Source organism: Mycolicibacterium peregrinum (genome assembly GCF_001665625.1).
Taxonomy (GTDB): Bacteria; Actinomycetota; Actinomycetes; order Mycobacteriales; family Mycobacteriaceae; genus Mycobacterium; species Mycobacterium peregrinum_B.
Genome location: NZ_LZSY01000088.1, coordinates 25,282 through 39,573 on the forward strand (window position 1 = coordinate 25,282; position 14,292 = coordinate 39,573).

The window sequence follows — 14,292 nt, forward strand, 5'->3', positions numbered from 1 at the left end:
CTGATGCGTTCGTCACTGGCTGCGTTCGGCGCGGCTTGTCTCGCGCTGGGCGCGACATTGACCTCGATCCCCGTCGCTGCCGCCGACCCGGCTGCCGACCACGTCTACGTCGACCACGTCGAATGGGCCAAATGGCGTGACCTGTCGAGCCTGCGCGTCTATCCCACCGACGCTGCCCGGGAGCTGGCCCGTCAGCCTGGCAACGTCGCGCAGGCCGACCAAGCCTGGGCCGAGGTGCTGGCCCTGTCGCCCGATGCCGACCTACCCGGGATGCGTGAACAGTTCGTGTGTCACTGGACGTTCGCCGAACTCACCGAGCCCGGCAAGACCAGCTGGAATCTGGAGCCGTGGCGGCCCGAGGTCGCCCCCGAGGTGATTCTGGCCAGCGGATGCAATCCCGGCGGCAGTGAGGAACCGTTCTGATGGGCAGCTACACCCGCGCTCAACTGGCGGCCCTGGTCGACCACACCTTGCTCAAGCCCGAGGCCACCGTGGCCGACGTCGAGAAGCTGGTGGCCGAAGGCGCCGACCTCGGGGTGTTCTCGGTATGCGTGTCACCGTCGCTGGTCACCGCCGCGGCCGCGGCGGCCCCGTCCGGCCTGGCGGTGGCCGCGGTGTCCGGTTTCCCATCGGGCAAACACCTGGCCGAGATCAAGGCCCGCGAATCGCACCTGGCGGTGGCCGCGGGCGCCGCCGAGATCGACATGGTGATCGACGTCGGGATCGCGCTGATGGGCGACCTCGACGCGACCGCGGCCGAGGTCGCCGAGGTACGTGCCGCGGTGCCGGGCGCCACGCTCAAGGTGATCGTCGAGTCCGCGGCGCTGCTGGAGTTCGGCAGCGAGGCGTTGTTGCAGGACGTCTGCCGGGCCGCCGTCGGCGCCGGAGCCGACTTCGTCAAGACGTCCACCGGCTTTCACCCCTGCGGGGGCGCTTCCACCCGGGCTGTCGAACTGATGGCGCGCGCGGTGGGTGACGGTGTGGGGGTCAAGGCGAGCGGCGGCATCCGCACCGCCGACGTGGCGGTCGCGATGCTCGACGCCGGAGCCACCCGGCTCGGCCTGTCGGGCACCAGGGCGGTGCTCGACGGCCTCACCGGCTGAGCGCGGAGTCAGGCATACCAAACGCGGGAAAACTCAGAGCTTGTCGAAGCAGGGATCGTCGGCGGGTTTCGGCATCGACGCGTTCTTTGTCGAGAACTTCGCCACCACGCCGCTGTCGGTGACCTGCACGCTGTCGGCGTGAATTCCCATAGGATAGTTCTCGGTCAGCTGGCCGGTGAACTTGTCCAGGATGGGTTGCAGCGTCTCGCGCGGCCACGACAGTCCGATCGCGCTCAGGTCGACGATCTGCATCGAGATGCCCTTGTTGACCACCGTGGGCTTGGCGGTGATGGTGCCGAGCAGGCCCTTGAGCTCGATCGTCCCGTTCGAAGGGTTGGTCTTCACATCCGAGATGGCCGAGCCGATGAACGGCAGCTGGACCATGTCGGCCACCGTCTGGCGGATGCCGTCGGTGCCCCAGGTGATGTCGGCGACCAGCGATCCGACGGTGCCGCTGGAATCGGCGGTCTCCTGGATGCGCACGTCCTCGATGCCGAGCTTGACCTGCATGCCCTTGGCCTCGCGGATCTGGTTGCCCGCGGTCTCGATGTTGATGTTGGTGTAATGGCCGCTCGCGTGCTGCATCAGGAACGGCGGCAGCGGGTCGAACGAGGCCTTCGCACCGTCCTGCACGATGCATTCGACGATCGAGGCGACGATCTTGTCGGCCCGGCTGCGGGCGTACAGCTCACCGCCGAGCACGCCGGCGGCGACCAGAGCCACCACGATCACGAAGACCAGCACCACCGACAACGGATCCGACAGCAGCTTCTTGATCTTCGCCAGTGCCGAGGGGCTCTCCGGGCCCTGCGGCTGGGGAGCTGCAGGTGCCGGTTCGTCGACCTGACCCGGCTGAGCCGTCGGGGGCTGCGGAGGCAGCTCCTGGGTAGGCGATGGCGGGGACTGGTCGGTTGGGCGAGCCCAGGGATCGGTCACCCCAGCGATTGTGCCTTACCGAACTGAGCGAACTGTGAGCGGTTCTGCAGCACCGCGATGGTGTCCCGGACCTGGTTGGCGGCGTCGAGGTCGACGTCGAAAACCAGCAACTCCCGCTCGGCCCCGGCCACGGCGAGAACCTCACCGGTGGGGGAGGCGACCACACTGCCACCGACGCCCGTCGGCCCGACCTTGGCGATCTCGTCGCCCGGATACGCCTGGTCCACCGCGGCGATGAAGCCGGTGGTGTCCAGCGCCCGGGCGCGGGCCAACAGGGTCCACTGCTCCAGCTTGCCGGGCCCGGACCCCCATGAGGCATGCACGGTGATCAGCTGGGCGCCGCGACGGGCCAGCTCCACATAGAGCTCGGGGAATCGGATGTCGTAGCAGGTGCTCAGGCCGACCGTGACCCCGTCGACCGTGATGGTCACCGGATCGAAACCCGGTGCCACAGTGCGTGATTCGGCGAACCCGAAGGCGTCGTACAGGTGGATCTTGTCGTAGTGCGCATCGACGCCGGGGCCCGTTGCGATCAGGGTGTTGGTGACCCGACCGTCGTCACTGGGGACGAACATCCCGGCCACCACCACCACCCCGGCCCGCGCGGCGATCTCGCGTACCGCCGTCGCCCACGGTCCGTCGAGGTTCTCGGCGACAGGGCCCAGCGGCACCCCGAAGCGGCACATCGTGGCCTCGGGGAACAACACCAACCGCGCGCCATCAGCGGCGGCGCGGTGGGTGTACTCGTCGACCAGTGCGAGATTCGACGACGGGTCCGTGTCGGTGGCGATCTGCGCCAGGGCAATTCGCATGCGGATCAGTTTAGTGGCGCCACGGTGCCTAATTTGTGGCTGGCGCCACGGTGCCTAATTTGTGGCTGGCGCCACGGCGCCCCACGGGACGGTGAGCACTCCGTCGCGCAACCGGCGGCGCGGCGCGGCGACCGGCCATCCCTCGGTGCGCAACAGCTCGACCATGGCCCGCCAGCGCACCCGCGGTCCGAACACGCCGTGCCCGGCCGCGCTGGCCCACGCCCGGTCGGCGGCGCCGAGCAGCGCGTGGATCGGCTGACCTTCGACGTTGTGGTGGATCAGCACCTTGGGCAGCCGTTCGGCCAGATCCGACGGCCGCTCGATGCTGAACGGGTCACACGCCAGGGTCAGGGTCACCGGCCCGTCCGCGTCCAACAGCACCCAGCAGCATCGGCGGCCCAGCTCGTCGCAGGTCCCGTCGACGATCAGCCCACCGGGCGCGAGCCGGCGCGACATCGTCGCCCAGGCATCCGGCACCGCCTCGACCGGATACTGACGCAGCACGTTGAACGCCCGCACCAGCACCGGTCGCAGCCCGGCCAACTCGAACCCGCCGAGGGCGAAGTGAACGTCGCTGGCCCCGGACATCGCGCGGGCGGTGGCCACCCGTTCCGGGTGGATCTCCAGGCCGACGACCCGCACGTCGGGACGCACCGACTGCAGTCGCGCGGCCAGTTCGAGCGTGGTCACCGGCAGCGCGCCGTACCCGAGATCGACCACCAGCGGATCGGTCGCGGCCCGCAACACACTGCGTACCCGCGGCGAGTGCACCAGCCAACGGTCACTGCGGCGCAGCCGGTTGTATCCGGTGGTGCCCCGGGTGACCGCGCCGACGGGTCTAGACGTGCTCGGCGATCCACTCAGCGGTGAACGCCCCCTCGATGGTGAAAACCTCGTTGACGGACTGCAGGACCATGTCTTCGAGCTTGCCGCCGACCAGGGGCATCGGCACCTTGCAAATGCTGTCGACCTCGAGCCGGCTACCCGCCGACGCCCCGGTGAGCACATAGCGGCCGTCGAGCCGGCCCGGGACGTGTGAGACCGACGCGGCGTAATGGCCTTTCACGCCTTGCGGGTCGAAGGGGCCGAAAATCTGCCTGCGGGTGATGGCCATGTCGAGCGGTATCACCGATCGCAGGAGGGCGGGCAATTCCTCGCGCGGCAGCACCTGCCGGAACTCGACCTCGATCCCGCTCCCGTCGGAGCTGAACGCCGTGATGTCGGATTTCCCGGGCGTGAGGTCGTCGTAGCGGTCCATGAGGGCCTGCCAGTAATCGCCGTCCGCGAACACGGCGTACATCGTCTCGGCGGGTGCGTCGAAACTCAACGTCGACTGCCGGCTTCGGCTCATGGCTACCGACCGTACCGCCGGATTCAGCTGTGATCGGTGATCCACCCCGAGGTGAATCGTTGCTCGGCGGTCAACAGGTCGACCAGCTGCGAACCGATGAAACTCTCGATCTTGCCGCCGACCAGCGGCACCCTCACCTCGACCGTGATGTGCACCGACAAGCGGCACCCGCCGTCGGTCCCCGTCAGTGTCGCGGACCCGGACAGCGACACCGGTGCTCCTGAGATGGAGCCCTGGACCGTGCCGCGGGACGCGCCGTCACAGATCGGCTGCCAGTGCTCCTCGCGGCGGATCTTCAGATCGCCGCGGTGAAACTGTGACACCAGCCCGGGCAGCCGGTTTGCGTGCAGGATCTGCGTGGTGACCGCTTTGATCTCGCCGTCGTCGGACACGGTCAGGGCGTCCAGAGTGGCTTCGTCGGCCCCCGAATCGGCCAGCCGGGCCAACCAATACTGTTCGTCAGCGAATGCCCGGTGGACCTGTTCGACGCCGGCTTCGTAATCGGTGGCCATGTCGAATGATCGCGGCATAGCTGGTCAGGCTACCGTTACGGCCCGTGGTCAGTTCGTATGTTGCCGGGGTCGCGGTCGCCGAGTCGGTTGCGCTGGCCCCGCTGACCACGCTGCGCGTCGGTCCGGTGGCTCGCAGAGTGCTGACCTGCACCAGCACCGATCAGCTGATCGATGTGCTGCGCGCGGTCGCCGACCCGATCCTGGTGCTGGCCGGCGGATCCAACGTGGTGCTGGCCGACGATCTCTCCGAGACGATGCCCGATCTCACCGTGGTGCGGGTGGCCAACACTGCGATCACCGTCGAGGGCAACATGGTGCGCGCCGAGGCCGGCGCCGTGTTCGACGACGTCGTCGTGTCCTCCCTCAATCATGGGCTGGGCGGCCTCGAATGTCTGTCCGGGATACCGGGTTCGACCGGGGCCACCCCGGTGCAGAACGTGGGTGCCTACGGCGCCGAGGTCGCCGACACCATCAGCCGGGTGCGGTTGCTCGACCGGCGCACGGGCGAAGTCCGTTGGGCCGCACCGGAAGAACTCAAGTTCGGCTACCGCACCAGCATCCTCAAACACTCCGATGCCGTCATCGTGCTCGAAGTCGAGTTCGCCCTCGATCCGACGGGGCGCAGCGCACCGCTGCGGTACCGCGAACTGGCCACCGCGCTGGGAGTCGAACCCGGGGACCGGGCCGACCCGACGCGTGTTCGCCAGACCGTGCTGCAGTTGCGTGCCGGCAAAGGGATGGTGCTCGACGCCGATGACCACGACACCTGGAGCGTCGGGTCGTTCTTCACCAACCCCGTGGTGTCGCAGGCCGAGTTCGAGCGGGTACAGGCCACGTTCGAGGCAGGCCAGGACGGAGCGGCCGGGGCGGTGCCGCATTACCCGGCACCCGACGGGGTCAAGCTCGCGGCGGGCTGGCTCGTCGAGCACGCCGGCTTCGGTAAGGGCTACCCCGGTGAAGGCGCTCCGGCGCGGCTTTCCACCAAGCATGCCCTGGCTCTGACCAATCGTGGCGAGGCGAACACTGCCGATGTGATTGCCCTGGCCAGAGCGGTGCAGGCGGGTGTTTTGGACCGCTTCGGGATCACGCTGCACCCAGAACCGATTCTGATTGGCTGCGATCTATCAGTACCCTAGATCCACGTGAGCCCTGGCGGTGATATAGAGGCGGATGCGCCGTTGTTCAATCGGCGGCGTGCCCTGACGGTGTTGACCGTCGGAATGGGAGCCGGACTGCTGGCTGCCTGCTCGGGAAAGTCGCCCGTCTCGGCACCTGAGGCAGCCGGGCCGGTGGCGCCGACGGTGACCTACGAGCCTGCCGCCGACTCCGATGACGTGCTGCCGACGGCGCCGGTCGGCGTCAAGGTCGAGAACGGCGTGTTCCAGCGCGTCAGCCTGACCAACGCCAACGGCAAGGTCGTCGCCGGCAAATTCAACAGCGACCGCACCGCGTTCACTGTCACCGAACCCCTCGGCTACGAATCCACCTACACGTGGGCGGGTGCCGTGGTGGGCCAGGACGGGAAGTCCGAATCCGTGCAGGGCAAGTTCTCCACCGTCGCCCCGCAGAAACAGGTCAACGGCCAGTTCCAGCTCGCCGACGGCCAGGTCGTCGGCGTGGCCGCGCCGATCATCCTGCAGTTCGACGCCGCGATCGACGACAAGTACCGGGCGACCGTCGAAAAAGCTCTTCAGGTCACCACCACCCCGCCCGTCGAGGGCAGCTGGGCATGGCTGCCCGACGAGGCCGGGGGCTCGCGCGTGCACTGGCGCACCCGGGAGTACTACCCGGCCGGAACCAAGGTCAGCGTCAACGCGCCGCTGTACGGCGTCAGCTTCGGTGACGGCGCCTACGGTGCGGCGGACTCGACGCTCGACATCGAGATCGGCCGCCGCCAGGTCGTCAAGGCCGAGGCCTCCAGCCACCGCATCCAGGTGCTCGACGGATCCGGCGCGGTGATCATGGACTTCCCGTGCAGCTACGGCGAGGGCGACCTGGACCGCAACGTCACGCGTAGCGGCATCCACGTGGTCACCGAGAAGTACGAGGACTTCTGGATGACCAACCCGGCCGCCGGGTACAGCAATGTGCACGAACGCTTCGCGGTGCGTATCTCCAACAACGGCGAATTCATCCACTGCAACCCGAACAGCATCGGTTCGCAGGGCAACACCAACGTGACCAACGGTTGCATCAACCTGAACCTGGAGAACTCGCAGCAGTACTTCAACAGCGCGATGTACGGCGACCCGGTCGAGGTGACCGGGACCCGGATCCAGCTGTCCTACGCCGACGGCGACCTCTGGGACTGGGCGGTGGACTGGAACGAGTGGAAGTCCATGTCCGCGCTGTCCTCGGAGGATTCGCCGTCGAATCTGCCGGCCAGCGCGCCGGCGACGCCGACCGACGCGCCCACCCTGTCCGGTACCCCGACGACAACAACGCCGCCGAAGCCCACGCCGGGCGGTTGATGCCTGCGCCGAAAGCAACGCTGTGGTCGTTGCGGCATTGCGCCAACGACCAGAGCGTTGCTTTCGCGGTTGTCAGGTGCGGTTACCGGGCTAGTCGTTCAACCCCCGGTTACTGCGCTAGTCGTTCAACCTCCGGTTACTGGGTTAGTCGTTCAACCTCCGGTTGAAGCGCGACCCGGGGGCCCCGCTGACCTGGTCACGCGGCCTGACCACGATCAGGTCGAGGTCGACGTGAGACGGGCGTGAGGCGACGAAACCGATCACCTCGGCGATGTCCTCGGCCACCAGCGGGGTAACCCCCTCATAGACCTTCTCGGCTCGCTCCTCGTCTCCGTCAAAGCGGTTCAGCGAGAAGTCGGTCTGCACCATCCCGGGCGCAACTTCGGTGAGCCGCACGGGTTTTCCGAGCAATTCGCTGCGCAGGGTGCGGTGCAGGACGCCCTGGGCGTGCTTGGCCGAGGTGTAGCCCGCCCCGTTGTCATAGATCTCGACGGCGGCGATCGAGGTGACGGTGATGATCAGCCCGTCGCCGGAGTCGATGAGCTTGGGCAGCAGTGCGCGGGTGACGCGCAGGGTGCCCAGCACATTGGACTCCCACATCCAGCGCCAGTGGTCGATCTCGGCGTCGGCCACCGGCTCCAGCCCGCGGGCCCCGCCGGCGTTGTTCACCAGCACATCCACCCGGTCCAACTGGGCCGCCAAGGCGTCGACGGAGGCCTGGTCGGTGACGTCCGCCACAATCGCGGTACCGCCGATCTCGTCGGCCAGCGCCTGGATCCGATCGGCCCGACGGGCCGCGCAAACCACGTGAAAGCCCAGGGCGGCAAGGGATCTGGCGGTTGCGGCACCGATCCCGGCGCTGGCGCCGGTGACCACTGCGACCCTTTTTTCTGACTGTGATGTCGTCACATGACCAACATTAGATGGCGTGCTAAGTTCTTCGTGTGTCCGGAAACCTCCAGTCCCGCTTCGTGCGGCGTGCGTGTTGTTGTTGCGCACCCCGCCGCGCCTGACTGAACCCGGACACCTTTTCACGTCCTGCTGAGTCGCCAGGTGTGGTCTTCAACCCACCAGTCGACAATCAGTAAGGACCATTCACGTGACCACCGCCATCGCCGCTCCCCGCCGCTCTTCTGCCCGTTCCGCTGCCGTCTCTTCGAACGGCGCCGCCACGCGGACCGCTCGGTCGCTGTCCGCCGCCTCGCGCTACCCGCAGTCGCGGCTGCTGCACATCGTCGCGCCGTCGCTGAAGGTGCCCGACGCCGCCGCGGCCTCGGTCTTCAGCGCCGTCCGCACCCGCGGGCCCATCGCCCGGGATGCCATCGCGCAGCTCACGCAGTTGAGCATCGCGACCGTCAACCGTCAGGTCACCGCGCTGCTCGACGCCGGAATCCTGCGTGAGCGTGCCGATCTCGCGGTCTCCGGGGCCATCGGACGGCCCCGGGTGCCCGTCGAGGTCAATCACGAGCCCTACCTCACGCTCGGCATCCACATCGGTGCGCGCACCACCAGCATCGTGGCCACCGACCTGTTCGGCCGCACGCTCGACGTGGTCGAGACGCCGACCCCGTCGGGGCCCCAGTCCGCAGCATTGGCCACCTTGGCTGCCAGCGCCCGCCGGTACCTGAGCCGCTGGCACCGTCGTCGCCCGCTGTGGGTCGGTGTCGCCGCCGGTGGCGTCGTCGACAGCGCCACCGGATACCTCGACCACCCGCGGCTGGGCTGGGCCGATGCCCCGGTGGGCCCGGTGCTTGCCGAAGCGCTTGCGCTGCCCGTGTCGGTGGCCTCGCATGTCGATGCGATGGCCGGTGCCGAACTGCTGCTGGGGGGACGCCGCTCCTCCCCGGAAGCCGCCGGCGCTCCGGCCCGGACCAGCCTCTATGTCTATGCCCGCGAAACCGTCGGCTATGCGCTCTCGATCGACGGCCGGGTGCACTCTCCGGCCAGCGGTCCCGGCACCATCGCCGGTCTGCCTGCGCAATCCGAATTGCTGGGCGGCTCAGGGCAATTGGAGACCACGGTAAGTGACGAGGCGGTGCTCAACGCGGCCCGCAAACTGCGGATCATCCCGGCCGAAGGTCCCTCCTCGACGCTGCCCGCGGTGCTTCGCGCGGCCCGGCAGGGTAACGAGAAGGCGGTCGAGCTGCTGGCCGACCGGGCCCGCGTGCTCGGCGAGGCCGTCGCGCTCCTGCGCGATCTGCTCAATCCCGACGATCTGGTGCTCGGGGGCCAGGCCTTCACCGAATACCCCGAAGGCATGCCCGTCGTGGAGGACGCCGTCACGCGCCGCTCGGTGCTGGGGCCCCGTGACATCCGGCTGACGGCCTTCGGTAACCGGGTCCAGGAGGCCAGTGCCGGCATCGTTTCGCTGGGCGGTCTCTACGCGGATCCGATCGGCGCCATGCGGCGTGCCCAAACCCGCCGGTCGGCGAACGGGGCCGGCATAGCCGCGGTGTAGACATAGAGGTGTGCGTCTAGCGTCAGACCTCGAGCTTCCCCGCCGCGTTGCGGTCATTTCCGTACACACCTCGCCGCTGGCGCAGCCGGGCACCGGTGATGCCGGCGGGATGAATGTCTACGTGCTGCAGACCGCGTTGCAGTTGGCCCGTCGTGGCGTCGAGGTGGAGGTCTTCACCAGGGCCACCTCCTCGTCGGATGCCCCGGTGGTGCCCGTGGCGCCGGGGGTGTTGGTGCGCAATGTGGTGGCCGGGCCGTTCGAGGGCCTGGACAAGTACGACCTGCCCACGCAGCTGTGCGCGTTCACCGCGGGGGTGCTGCGCGCCGAGGCGACACACGAGCCCGGCTATTACGACGTCGTCCACTCGCACTACTGGCTGTCCGGTCAGGTCGGCTGGCTGGCCCGGGACCGCTGGGCGGTGCCGCTGGTTCATACCGCGCACACCCTGGCCGCGGTGAAGAACGCTTCACTCGCCGCCGGTGATTCGCCCGAGCCGCCGCTGCGCGCAGTGGGGGAGCAGCAGGTGGTCGACGAGGCCGACCGACTCATCGTCAACACCGAACATGAAGCACAGCAGCTGGTTTCGCTGCACCACGCCGATCCGGGACGGATCGATGTAGTGCATCCCGGGGTGGACCTGGATGCCTTCACCCCGGGTGATCGCGATGCGGCACGGGCCGTCCTGGGCATTGCGTCCCACGAGCAGGTGGTGGCGTTCGTGGGCCGCATCCAGCCGCTCAAGGCGCCCGACGTGCTGTTGCGGGCTGCCGCGAAACTGCCCGGGGTCCGGGTGCTGGTCGCCGGCGGGCCGTCGGGCAGTGGCCTGGCCGAGCCCGACACCCTGGTTCGTCTTGCCGACGAACTGGGTATCACCGACCGCGTGACGTTCCTGCCGCCGCAGTCCCGCGAACAGTTGGTCAACGTGTATCGCGCCGCCGATCTGGTCGCGGTGCCCAGCTACTCCGAGTCGTTCGGCCTGGTCGCGATCGAGGCCCAGGCCTGCGGGACGCCCGTGGTGGCGGCCGCGGTCGGCGGTCTGCCGGTCGCGGTGGCCGACGGGGTCAGCGGCGCCCTGGTCGACGGACACGACGTCGACGACTGGGCGGCTGCCATCGACGGCGTGCTGCAACGCGATCCGGGTCCGTTGCGCCTGGCCGCCGCGGCCCACGCCGCACAGTTCTCCTGGGCGCACACCGTCGACGCCCTGCTGAACAGCTATGCCCATGCCATGAGTGACTACCGGTCCCGGCATCGCAGGCCGTCGGGCCGGCGTCCGGGGCGCCGGTTCGCGCTGCGCCGTGGGGTGCGGGCCTTATGAGCGAAGCCTGCGAGGGAACCGCATCATGAGCGACGTCGCAAAGATCATCACCGACAGCCTCGACGAGCACGAGCTGGTCTACCACCACCACGAGGGCGCACGCGGCGGCCTGCCCGGCATCGTCGTCGAGCTGCCGGGCGAACGGAAGCTCAAGACCAACACCATCCTGAGCATCGGTGAGCATTCGGTGCGCGTCGAGGCGTTCGTGTGCCGCAAGCCCGACGAGAACTTCGAGGGCGTCTACCGATTCCTGCTCAAGCGCAACCGCAGGCTCTACGGCGTCGCCTACACCCTCGACAATGTCGGCGACATCTACCTCGTCGGCCGGATGGCCCTGCATGCGGTCACCGCCGAGGAGATCGACCGGGTGCTCGGCCAGGTGCTCGAGGCCGTCGACTCCGACTTCAACACCTTGCTGGAACTGGGTTTCCGCTCATCCATCCAGAAAGAGTGGGAGTGGCGGGTTTCACGCGGAGAGTCGCTGAAGAACCTGGAAGCCTTTGAACATCTGATAGAAGAGCGTCTGATCGACGACTGAGCCCTCGTGAGAAGATCACACGCATGCCGACGCTGATCCTGCTCCGCCACGGTGAGAGCGACTGGAACCAGAAGAACCTGTTCACGGGATGGGTCGACGTCGACCTCACCGACAAGGGCCGCACCGAGGCCGTCCGCGGCGGCCAGCTGCTGGTCGAGAACGACGTGTTGCCCGACGTGGTCTACACCTCGCTGCTGCGTCGCGCGATCACCACCGCCAACCTGGCGCTGGATGCCGCCGACCGGCACTGGATCCCCGTGCACCGCGACTGGCGGCTCAACGAGCGGCACTACGGCGCGCTACAGGGCCTGGACAAGGCCGCGACCAAGGAAAAATACGGCGAAGAGCAGTTCATGGCGTGGCGGCGCAGCTACGACACCCCGCCGCCGGCCATCGAGAAGGGCAGCGAGTTCAGCCAGGACGCCGATCCGCGCTACGCCGACATCGGTGGCGGCCCGCTGACGGAATGCCTCAAGGACGTCGTGACCCGGTTCGTGCCGTACTACGAGGCGACGATCGTGCCCGACCTCAAGGCCGGCAAGACGGTCCTGATCGCCGCCCACGGAAACTCGCTGCGTGCGCTGGTCAAGTACCTCGACGGAATGTCCGACGAGGACGTCGTCGGCCTGAACATCCCGACCGGCATCCCGCTGCGCTATGACCTGGACGAGAACCTCAAGCCCCTGGTCGCAGGCGGTGAGTACCTCGACCCCGAGGCGGCCGCTGCCGGTGCCGCCGCGGTCGCCGCGCAGGGCGCCAAGAAATAGTTCGCTGGACACGCAGGCTTGCGGGCAAACAGCAGGTTACCGAGGGTTAACGCCAGCCGAACTCCTGTATTTGTCGGTGTGACTTGTCCCGTTTTGGCCGCACGCTGCTGGGATGACGTTCACCGTGTGCGTACGATTTTCGCGTGAGCTTGGTGTCGGCGTTACTGCTGACGGCGGTCGTGTCGTTGCTCGCGCTGATCGTCGGTGCGGGGCTGGCCGCCGTGGTCGCCCCCCGCATCGTGGCCAAGCGGCAGCAGCGCGAAGCTGATCAGGCCGGCCTGACGGTGTCGCAGATGCTGCAGCACATCGTGTCTGCAGCACCCAACGGCATCGTCGTGGTCGACACGTTCAACGACGTCGTCTACGCCAACGACCGCGCGACCGAACTCGGCGTCGTGCGCGACCGCCTGCTCGACGACCGGGCGTGGCGCGCGGCCGAGCAGGTGTTCGCCACCGGCCAGCCCATCGACGTCGACCTGTCGCCCCGCAAGCTCCCGCACCCCGGCCGGTCGGGCATCTCGGTGCGCGGCTGGGTGCGGCCGCTGAGCAGTGAGGACCGCCGCTTCGCGGTCGTCTACGCCGACGACCAGTCCGAGCACGCCCGGATGGAAGCCACGCGCCGTGACTTCGTTGCCAACGTCAGCCACGAGCTCAAGACCCCGGTGGGGGCCATGCGGGTGCTCGCAGAGGCGCTCCAGGCCTCCGCCGACGACCCCGACATGGTGCGCCGCTTCTCCGACAAGATGGTGGCCGAATCGCTGCGGCTGGCCGACATGGTGGGCGAGCTGATCGAACTGTCCCGGCTACAGGGCGCCGAGCGACTGCCCGATCTAGGGGCCGTCGACGTCGACACTGTGGTGTCCGAGGCGCTGTCGCGGCACAAGGTGGCCGCCGACAAGGCCGACATCTCGATTACCACCGACGCCGCGACCGGCTACCGGGTACTGGGTGACCAGACCTTGCTCGTGACCGCCATCGCCAATCTGGTGTCCAACGCAATTGCATACTCGCCCAACGGATCCGGCATCTCGGTGAGCCGGCGCCGGCGGGGCGGCAGCGTCGAGATCGCGGTCACCGACCGCGGTATCGGAATCGCCAAGGCCGATCAGGAACGGGTCTTCGAGCGGTTCTTCCGGGTCGACAAGGCCCGGTCGCGTGCCACCGGCGGTACCGGGCTGGGCCTGGCGATCGTCAAACATGTGGCCGCGAACCACAACGGAACCATCCGGCTGTGGAGTCAGCCGGGCACCGGGTCGACATTCACCCTGTCGATTCCGGCCTATCCCGAAACCGATGAGTCCACAGGTGACTCAGACGACCGAGAGGATTAGCGAGACCGATGACCAGCGTGTTGATCGTTGAGGACGAGGAGTCGCTGGCCGATCCCCTGGCATTCCTGCTCCGCAAGGAAGGCTTCGAGGCCACCGTGGTGGCCGATGGTCCCTCTGCACTGGCCGAGTTCGAGCGCTCCGGCGCCGATATCGTCCTGCTGGACCTGATGCTGCCGGGGATGAGCGGTACCGACGTCTGTAAGCAACTGCGTGCCCGGTCCAGCGTGCCGGTGATCATGGTCACCGCACGGGACAGTGAGATCGACAAGGTCGTCGGCCTCGAGTTGGGTGCCGATGACTATGTCACCAAGCCGTATTCGGCCCGCGAGCTGATCGCGCGGATCCGGGCGGTGCTGCGGCGCGGCTCCGACACCGACGACAGCGTGATCGGGGACGGCGTGCTGGAAGCCGGCCCGGTCCGGATGGATGTGGAACGCCACGTCGTGAGCGTCAACGGGGAGCAGATCACGTTGCCGCTCAAGGAGTTCGACCTCCTGGAATACCTGATGCGGAACAGTGGCCGGGTGCTCACCCGTGGCCAGCTCATCGACCGGGTGTGGGGTGCCGACTACGTGGGTGACACCAAAACCCTTGACGTGCATGTCAAGCGGCTGCGGTCCAAGATCGAGTCCGATCCGGCCAACCCGGTGCACCTGGTCACCGTGCGTGGCCTCGGCTACAAGCTGGAGGGCTGA

16 protein-coding genes are annotated in these 14,292 nt (G+C 68.1%); 10 read left to right on the forward strand and 6 right to left on the reverse strand.

Annotation, left to right across the window (positions count from 1 at the left end; translation table 11 throughout):
- The first annotated feature begins 3 nt into the window (after positions 1 to 3).
- Positions 4 to 423 carry a DUF2599 domain-containing protein gene (locus A5779_RS12435; protein WP_064882237.1) on the forward strand — a complete coding sequence of 140 codons (420 nt, stop codon included), beginning with the start codon at positions 4 to 6 and terminating at the stop codon, positions 421 to 423.
- On the forward strand, positions 423 to 1,103 hold the full coding sequence (gene deoC / locus A5779_RS12440) for a deoxyribose-phosphate aldolase (RefSeq protein ID WP_064882239.1): 681 nt from the start codon (positions 423 to 425) through the stop codon (positions 1,101 to 1,103). The genes A5779_RS12435 and deoC overlap by 1 nt, the downstream gene beginning before the upstream one ends.
- A 33-nt stretch (positions 1,104 to 1,136) precedes the next feature.
- Here the strand turns inward: deoC and A5779_RS12445 are convergent, their stop codons facing one another.
- Genes A5779_RS12445 through A5779_RS12465 form a run of 5 tightly spaced genes read right to left on the reverse strand, consistent with a single transcriptional unit; the run spans position 1,137 to position 4,732 of the window.
- Entirely contained in the window at positions 1,137 to 2,039 is a 903-nt protein-coding gene (locus A5779_RS12445) for an LmeA family phospholipid-binding protein (RefSeq protein WP_064882241.1), read from the reverse strand.
- A complete protein-coding gene (locus A5779_RS12450; protein ID WP_064882243.1) occupies positions 2,036 to 2,851 on the reverse strand; it encodes a carbon-nitrogen hydrolase family protein in 816 nt (271 codons plus the stop codon). The genes A5779_RS12445 and A5779_RS12450 overlap by 4 nt, the downstream gene beginning before the upstream one ends.
- Positions 2,852 to 2,905: 54 nt before the next feature.
- The gene (locus tag A5779_RS12455; protein WP_064882331.1) at positions 2,906 to 3,715 is read right to left on the reverse strand and encodes a class I SAM-dependent methyltransferase; all 810 of its coding nucleotides are present in this window, start codon (positions 3,713 to 3,715) and stop codon (positions 2,906 to 2,908) included.
- Entirely contained in the window at positions 3,690 to 4,202 is a 513-nt protein-coding gene (locus A5779_RS12460) for a DUF2505 domain-containing protein (protein ID WP_064882333.1), read from the reverse strand. Before A5779_RS12460 ends, A5779_RS12455 begins: the two co-directional genes overlap by 26 nt.
- Positions 4,203 to 4,225: 23 nt before the next feature.
- Positions 4,226 to 4,732 carry a DUF2505 domain-containing protein gene (locus tag A5779_RS12465; protein WP_064882245.1) on the reverse strand — a complete coding sequence of 169 codons (507 nt, stop codon included), beginning with the start codon at positions 4,730 to 4,732 and terminating at the stop codon, positions 4,226 to 4,228.
- Between the two features lie 26 nt (positions 4,733 to 4,758).
- Here A5779_RS12465 and A5779_RS12470 point away from each other — a divergent pair, with 26 nt between their 5' ends.
- Positions 4,759 to 5,850 carry a UDP-N-acetylmuramate dehydrogenase gene (locus A5779_RS12470; protein ID WP_064882247.1) on the forward strand — a complete coding sequence of 364 codons (1,092 nt, stop codon included), beginning with the start codon at positions 4,759 to 4,761 and terminating at the stop codon, positions 5,848 to 5,850.
- A 6-nt stretch (positions 5,851 to 5,856) separates the two neighbouring features.
- Positions 5,857 to 7,185, forward strand: coding sequence for a L,D-transpeptidase (locus A5779_RS12475; RefSeq protein WP_064882249.1), 1,329 nt, complete (start codon positions 5,857 to 5,859; stop codon positions 7,183 to 7,185).
- Positions 7,186 to 7,329: 144 nt separating this feature from the next.
- On the opposite strand, the gene A5779_RS12480 is transcribed toward A5779_RS12475, so the two are convergent.
- A complete protein-coding gene (locus tag A5779_RS12480) occupies positions 7,330 to 8,094 on the reverse strand; it encodes an SDR family oxidoreductase (protein ID WP_064882250.1) in 765 nt (254 codons plus the stop codon).
- Between the two features lie 190 nt (positions 8,095 to 8,284).
- On the opposite strand from A5779_RS12480, the gene A5779_RS12485 reads away from it, so the two are divergent.
- The 6 genes from A5779_RS12485 (at position 8,285) to regX (ending at position 14,292) form a co-directional block, all read left to right on the forward strand.
- Entirely contained in the window at positions 8,285 to 9,643 is a 1,359-nt protein-coding gene (locus A5779_RS12485; protein WP_413784911.1) for an ROK family protein, read from the forward strand.
- Positions 9,644 to 9,653: 10 nt separating this feature from the next.
- Positions 9,654 to 10,961 (forward strand): D-inositol-3-phosphate glycosyltransferase, encoded by a 1,308-nt coding sequence (mshA, locus tag A5779_RS12490; RefSeq protein ID WP_064882253.1) that lies wholly within the window; start codon positions 9,654 to 9,656, stop codon positions 10,959 to 10,961.
- Between the two features lie 25 nt (positions 10,962 to 10,986).
- Positions 10,987 to 11,499, forward strand: coding sequence for a type III secretion system chaperone family protein (locus A5779_RS12495; protein WP_064882255.1), 513 nt, complete (start codon positions 10,987 to 10,989; stop codon positions 11,497 to 11,499).
- A gap of 23 nt (positions 11,500 to 11,522) precedes the next feature.
- Positions 11,523 to 12,266 (forward strand): phosphoglyceromutase, encoded by a 744-nt coding sequence (locus A5779_RS12500; protein ID WP_064882256.1) that lies wholly within the window; start codon positions 11,523 to 11,525, stop codon positions 12,264 to 12,266.
- Between the two features lie 143 nt (positions 12,267 to 12,409).
- Positions 12,410 to 13,597 carry a sensor histidine kinase gene (locus tag A5779_RS12505; RefSeq protein WP_064882258.1) on the forward strand — a complete coding sequence of 396 codons (1,188 nt, stop codon included), beginning with the start codon at positions 12,410 to 12,412 and terminating at the stop codon, positions 13,595 to 13,597.
- Between the two features lie 8 nt (positions 13,598 to 13,605).
- Positions 13,606 to 14,292 (forward strand): two-component sensory transduction protein RegX, encoded by a 687-nt coding sequence (regX, locus tag A5779_RS12510; protein WP_064882260.1) that lies wholly within the window; start codon positions 13,606 to 13,608, stop codon positions 14,290 to 14,292.

Coding starts and splice junctions, on each gene's coding strand:
- A5779_RS12495 (WP_064882255.1), top strand. CDS start 10,987: ATGAGCGACGTCGCAAAGATCATCACCGACAGCCTCGACGAGCACGAG.
- A5779_RS12450 (WP_064882243.1), bottom strand. CDS start 2,851: ATGCGAATTGCCCTGGCGCAGATCGCCACCGACACGGACCCGTCGTCG.
- A5779_RS12460 (WP_064882333.1), bottom strand. CDS start 4,202: ATGAGCCGAAGCCGGCAGTCGACGTTGAGTTTCGACGCACCCGCCGAG.
- regX (WP_064882260.1), top strand. CDS start 13,606: ATGACCAGCGTGTTGATCGTTGAGGACGAGGAGTCGCTGGCCGATCCC.
- A5779_RS12465 (WP_064882245.1), bottom strand. CDS start 4,732: ATGCCGCGATCATTCGACATGGCCACCGATTACGAAGCCGGCGTCGAA.
- A5779_RS12500 (WP_064882256.1), top strand. CDS start 11,523: ATGCCGACGCTGATCCTGCTCCGCCACGGTGAGAGCGACTGGAACCAG.
- deoC (WP_064882239.1), top strand. CDS start 423: ATGGGCAGCTACACCCGCGCTCAACTGGCGGCCCTGGTCGACCACACC.
- A5779_RS12435 (WP_064882237.1), top strand. CDS start 4: ATGCGTTCGTCACTGGCTGCGTTCGGCGCGGCTTGTCTCGCGCTGGGC.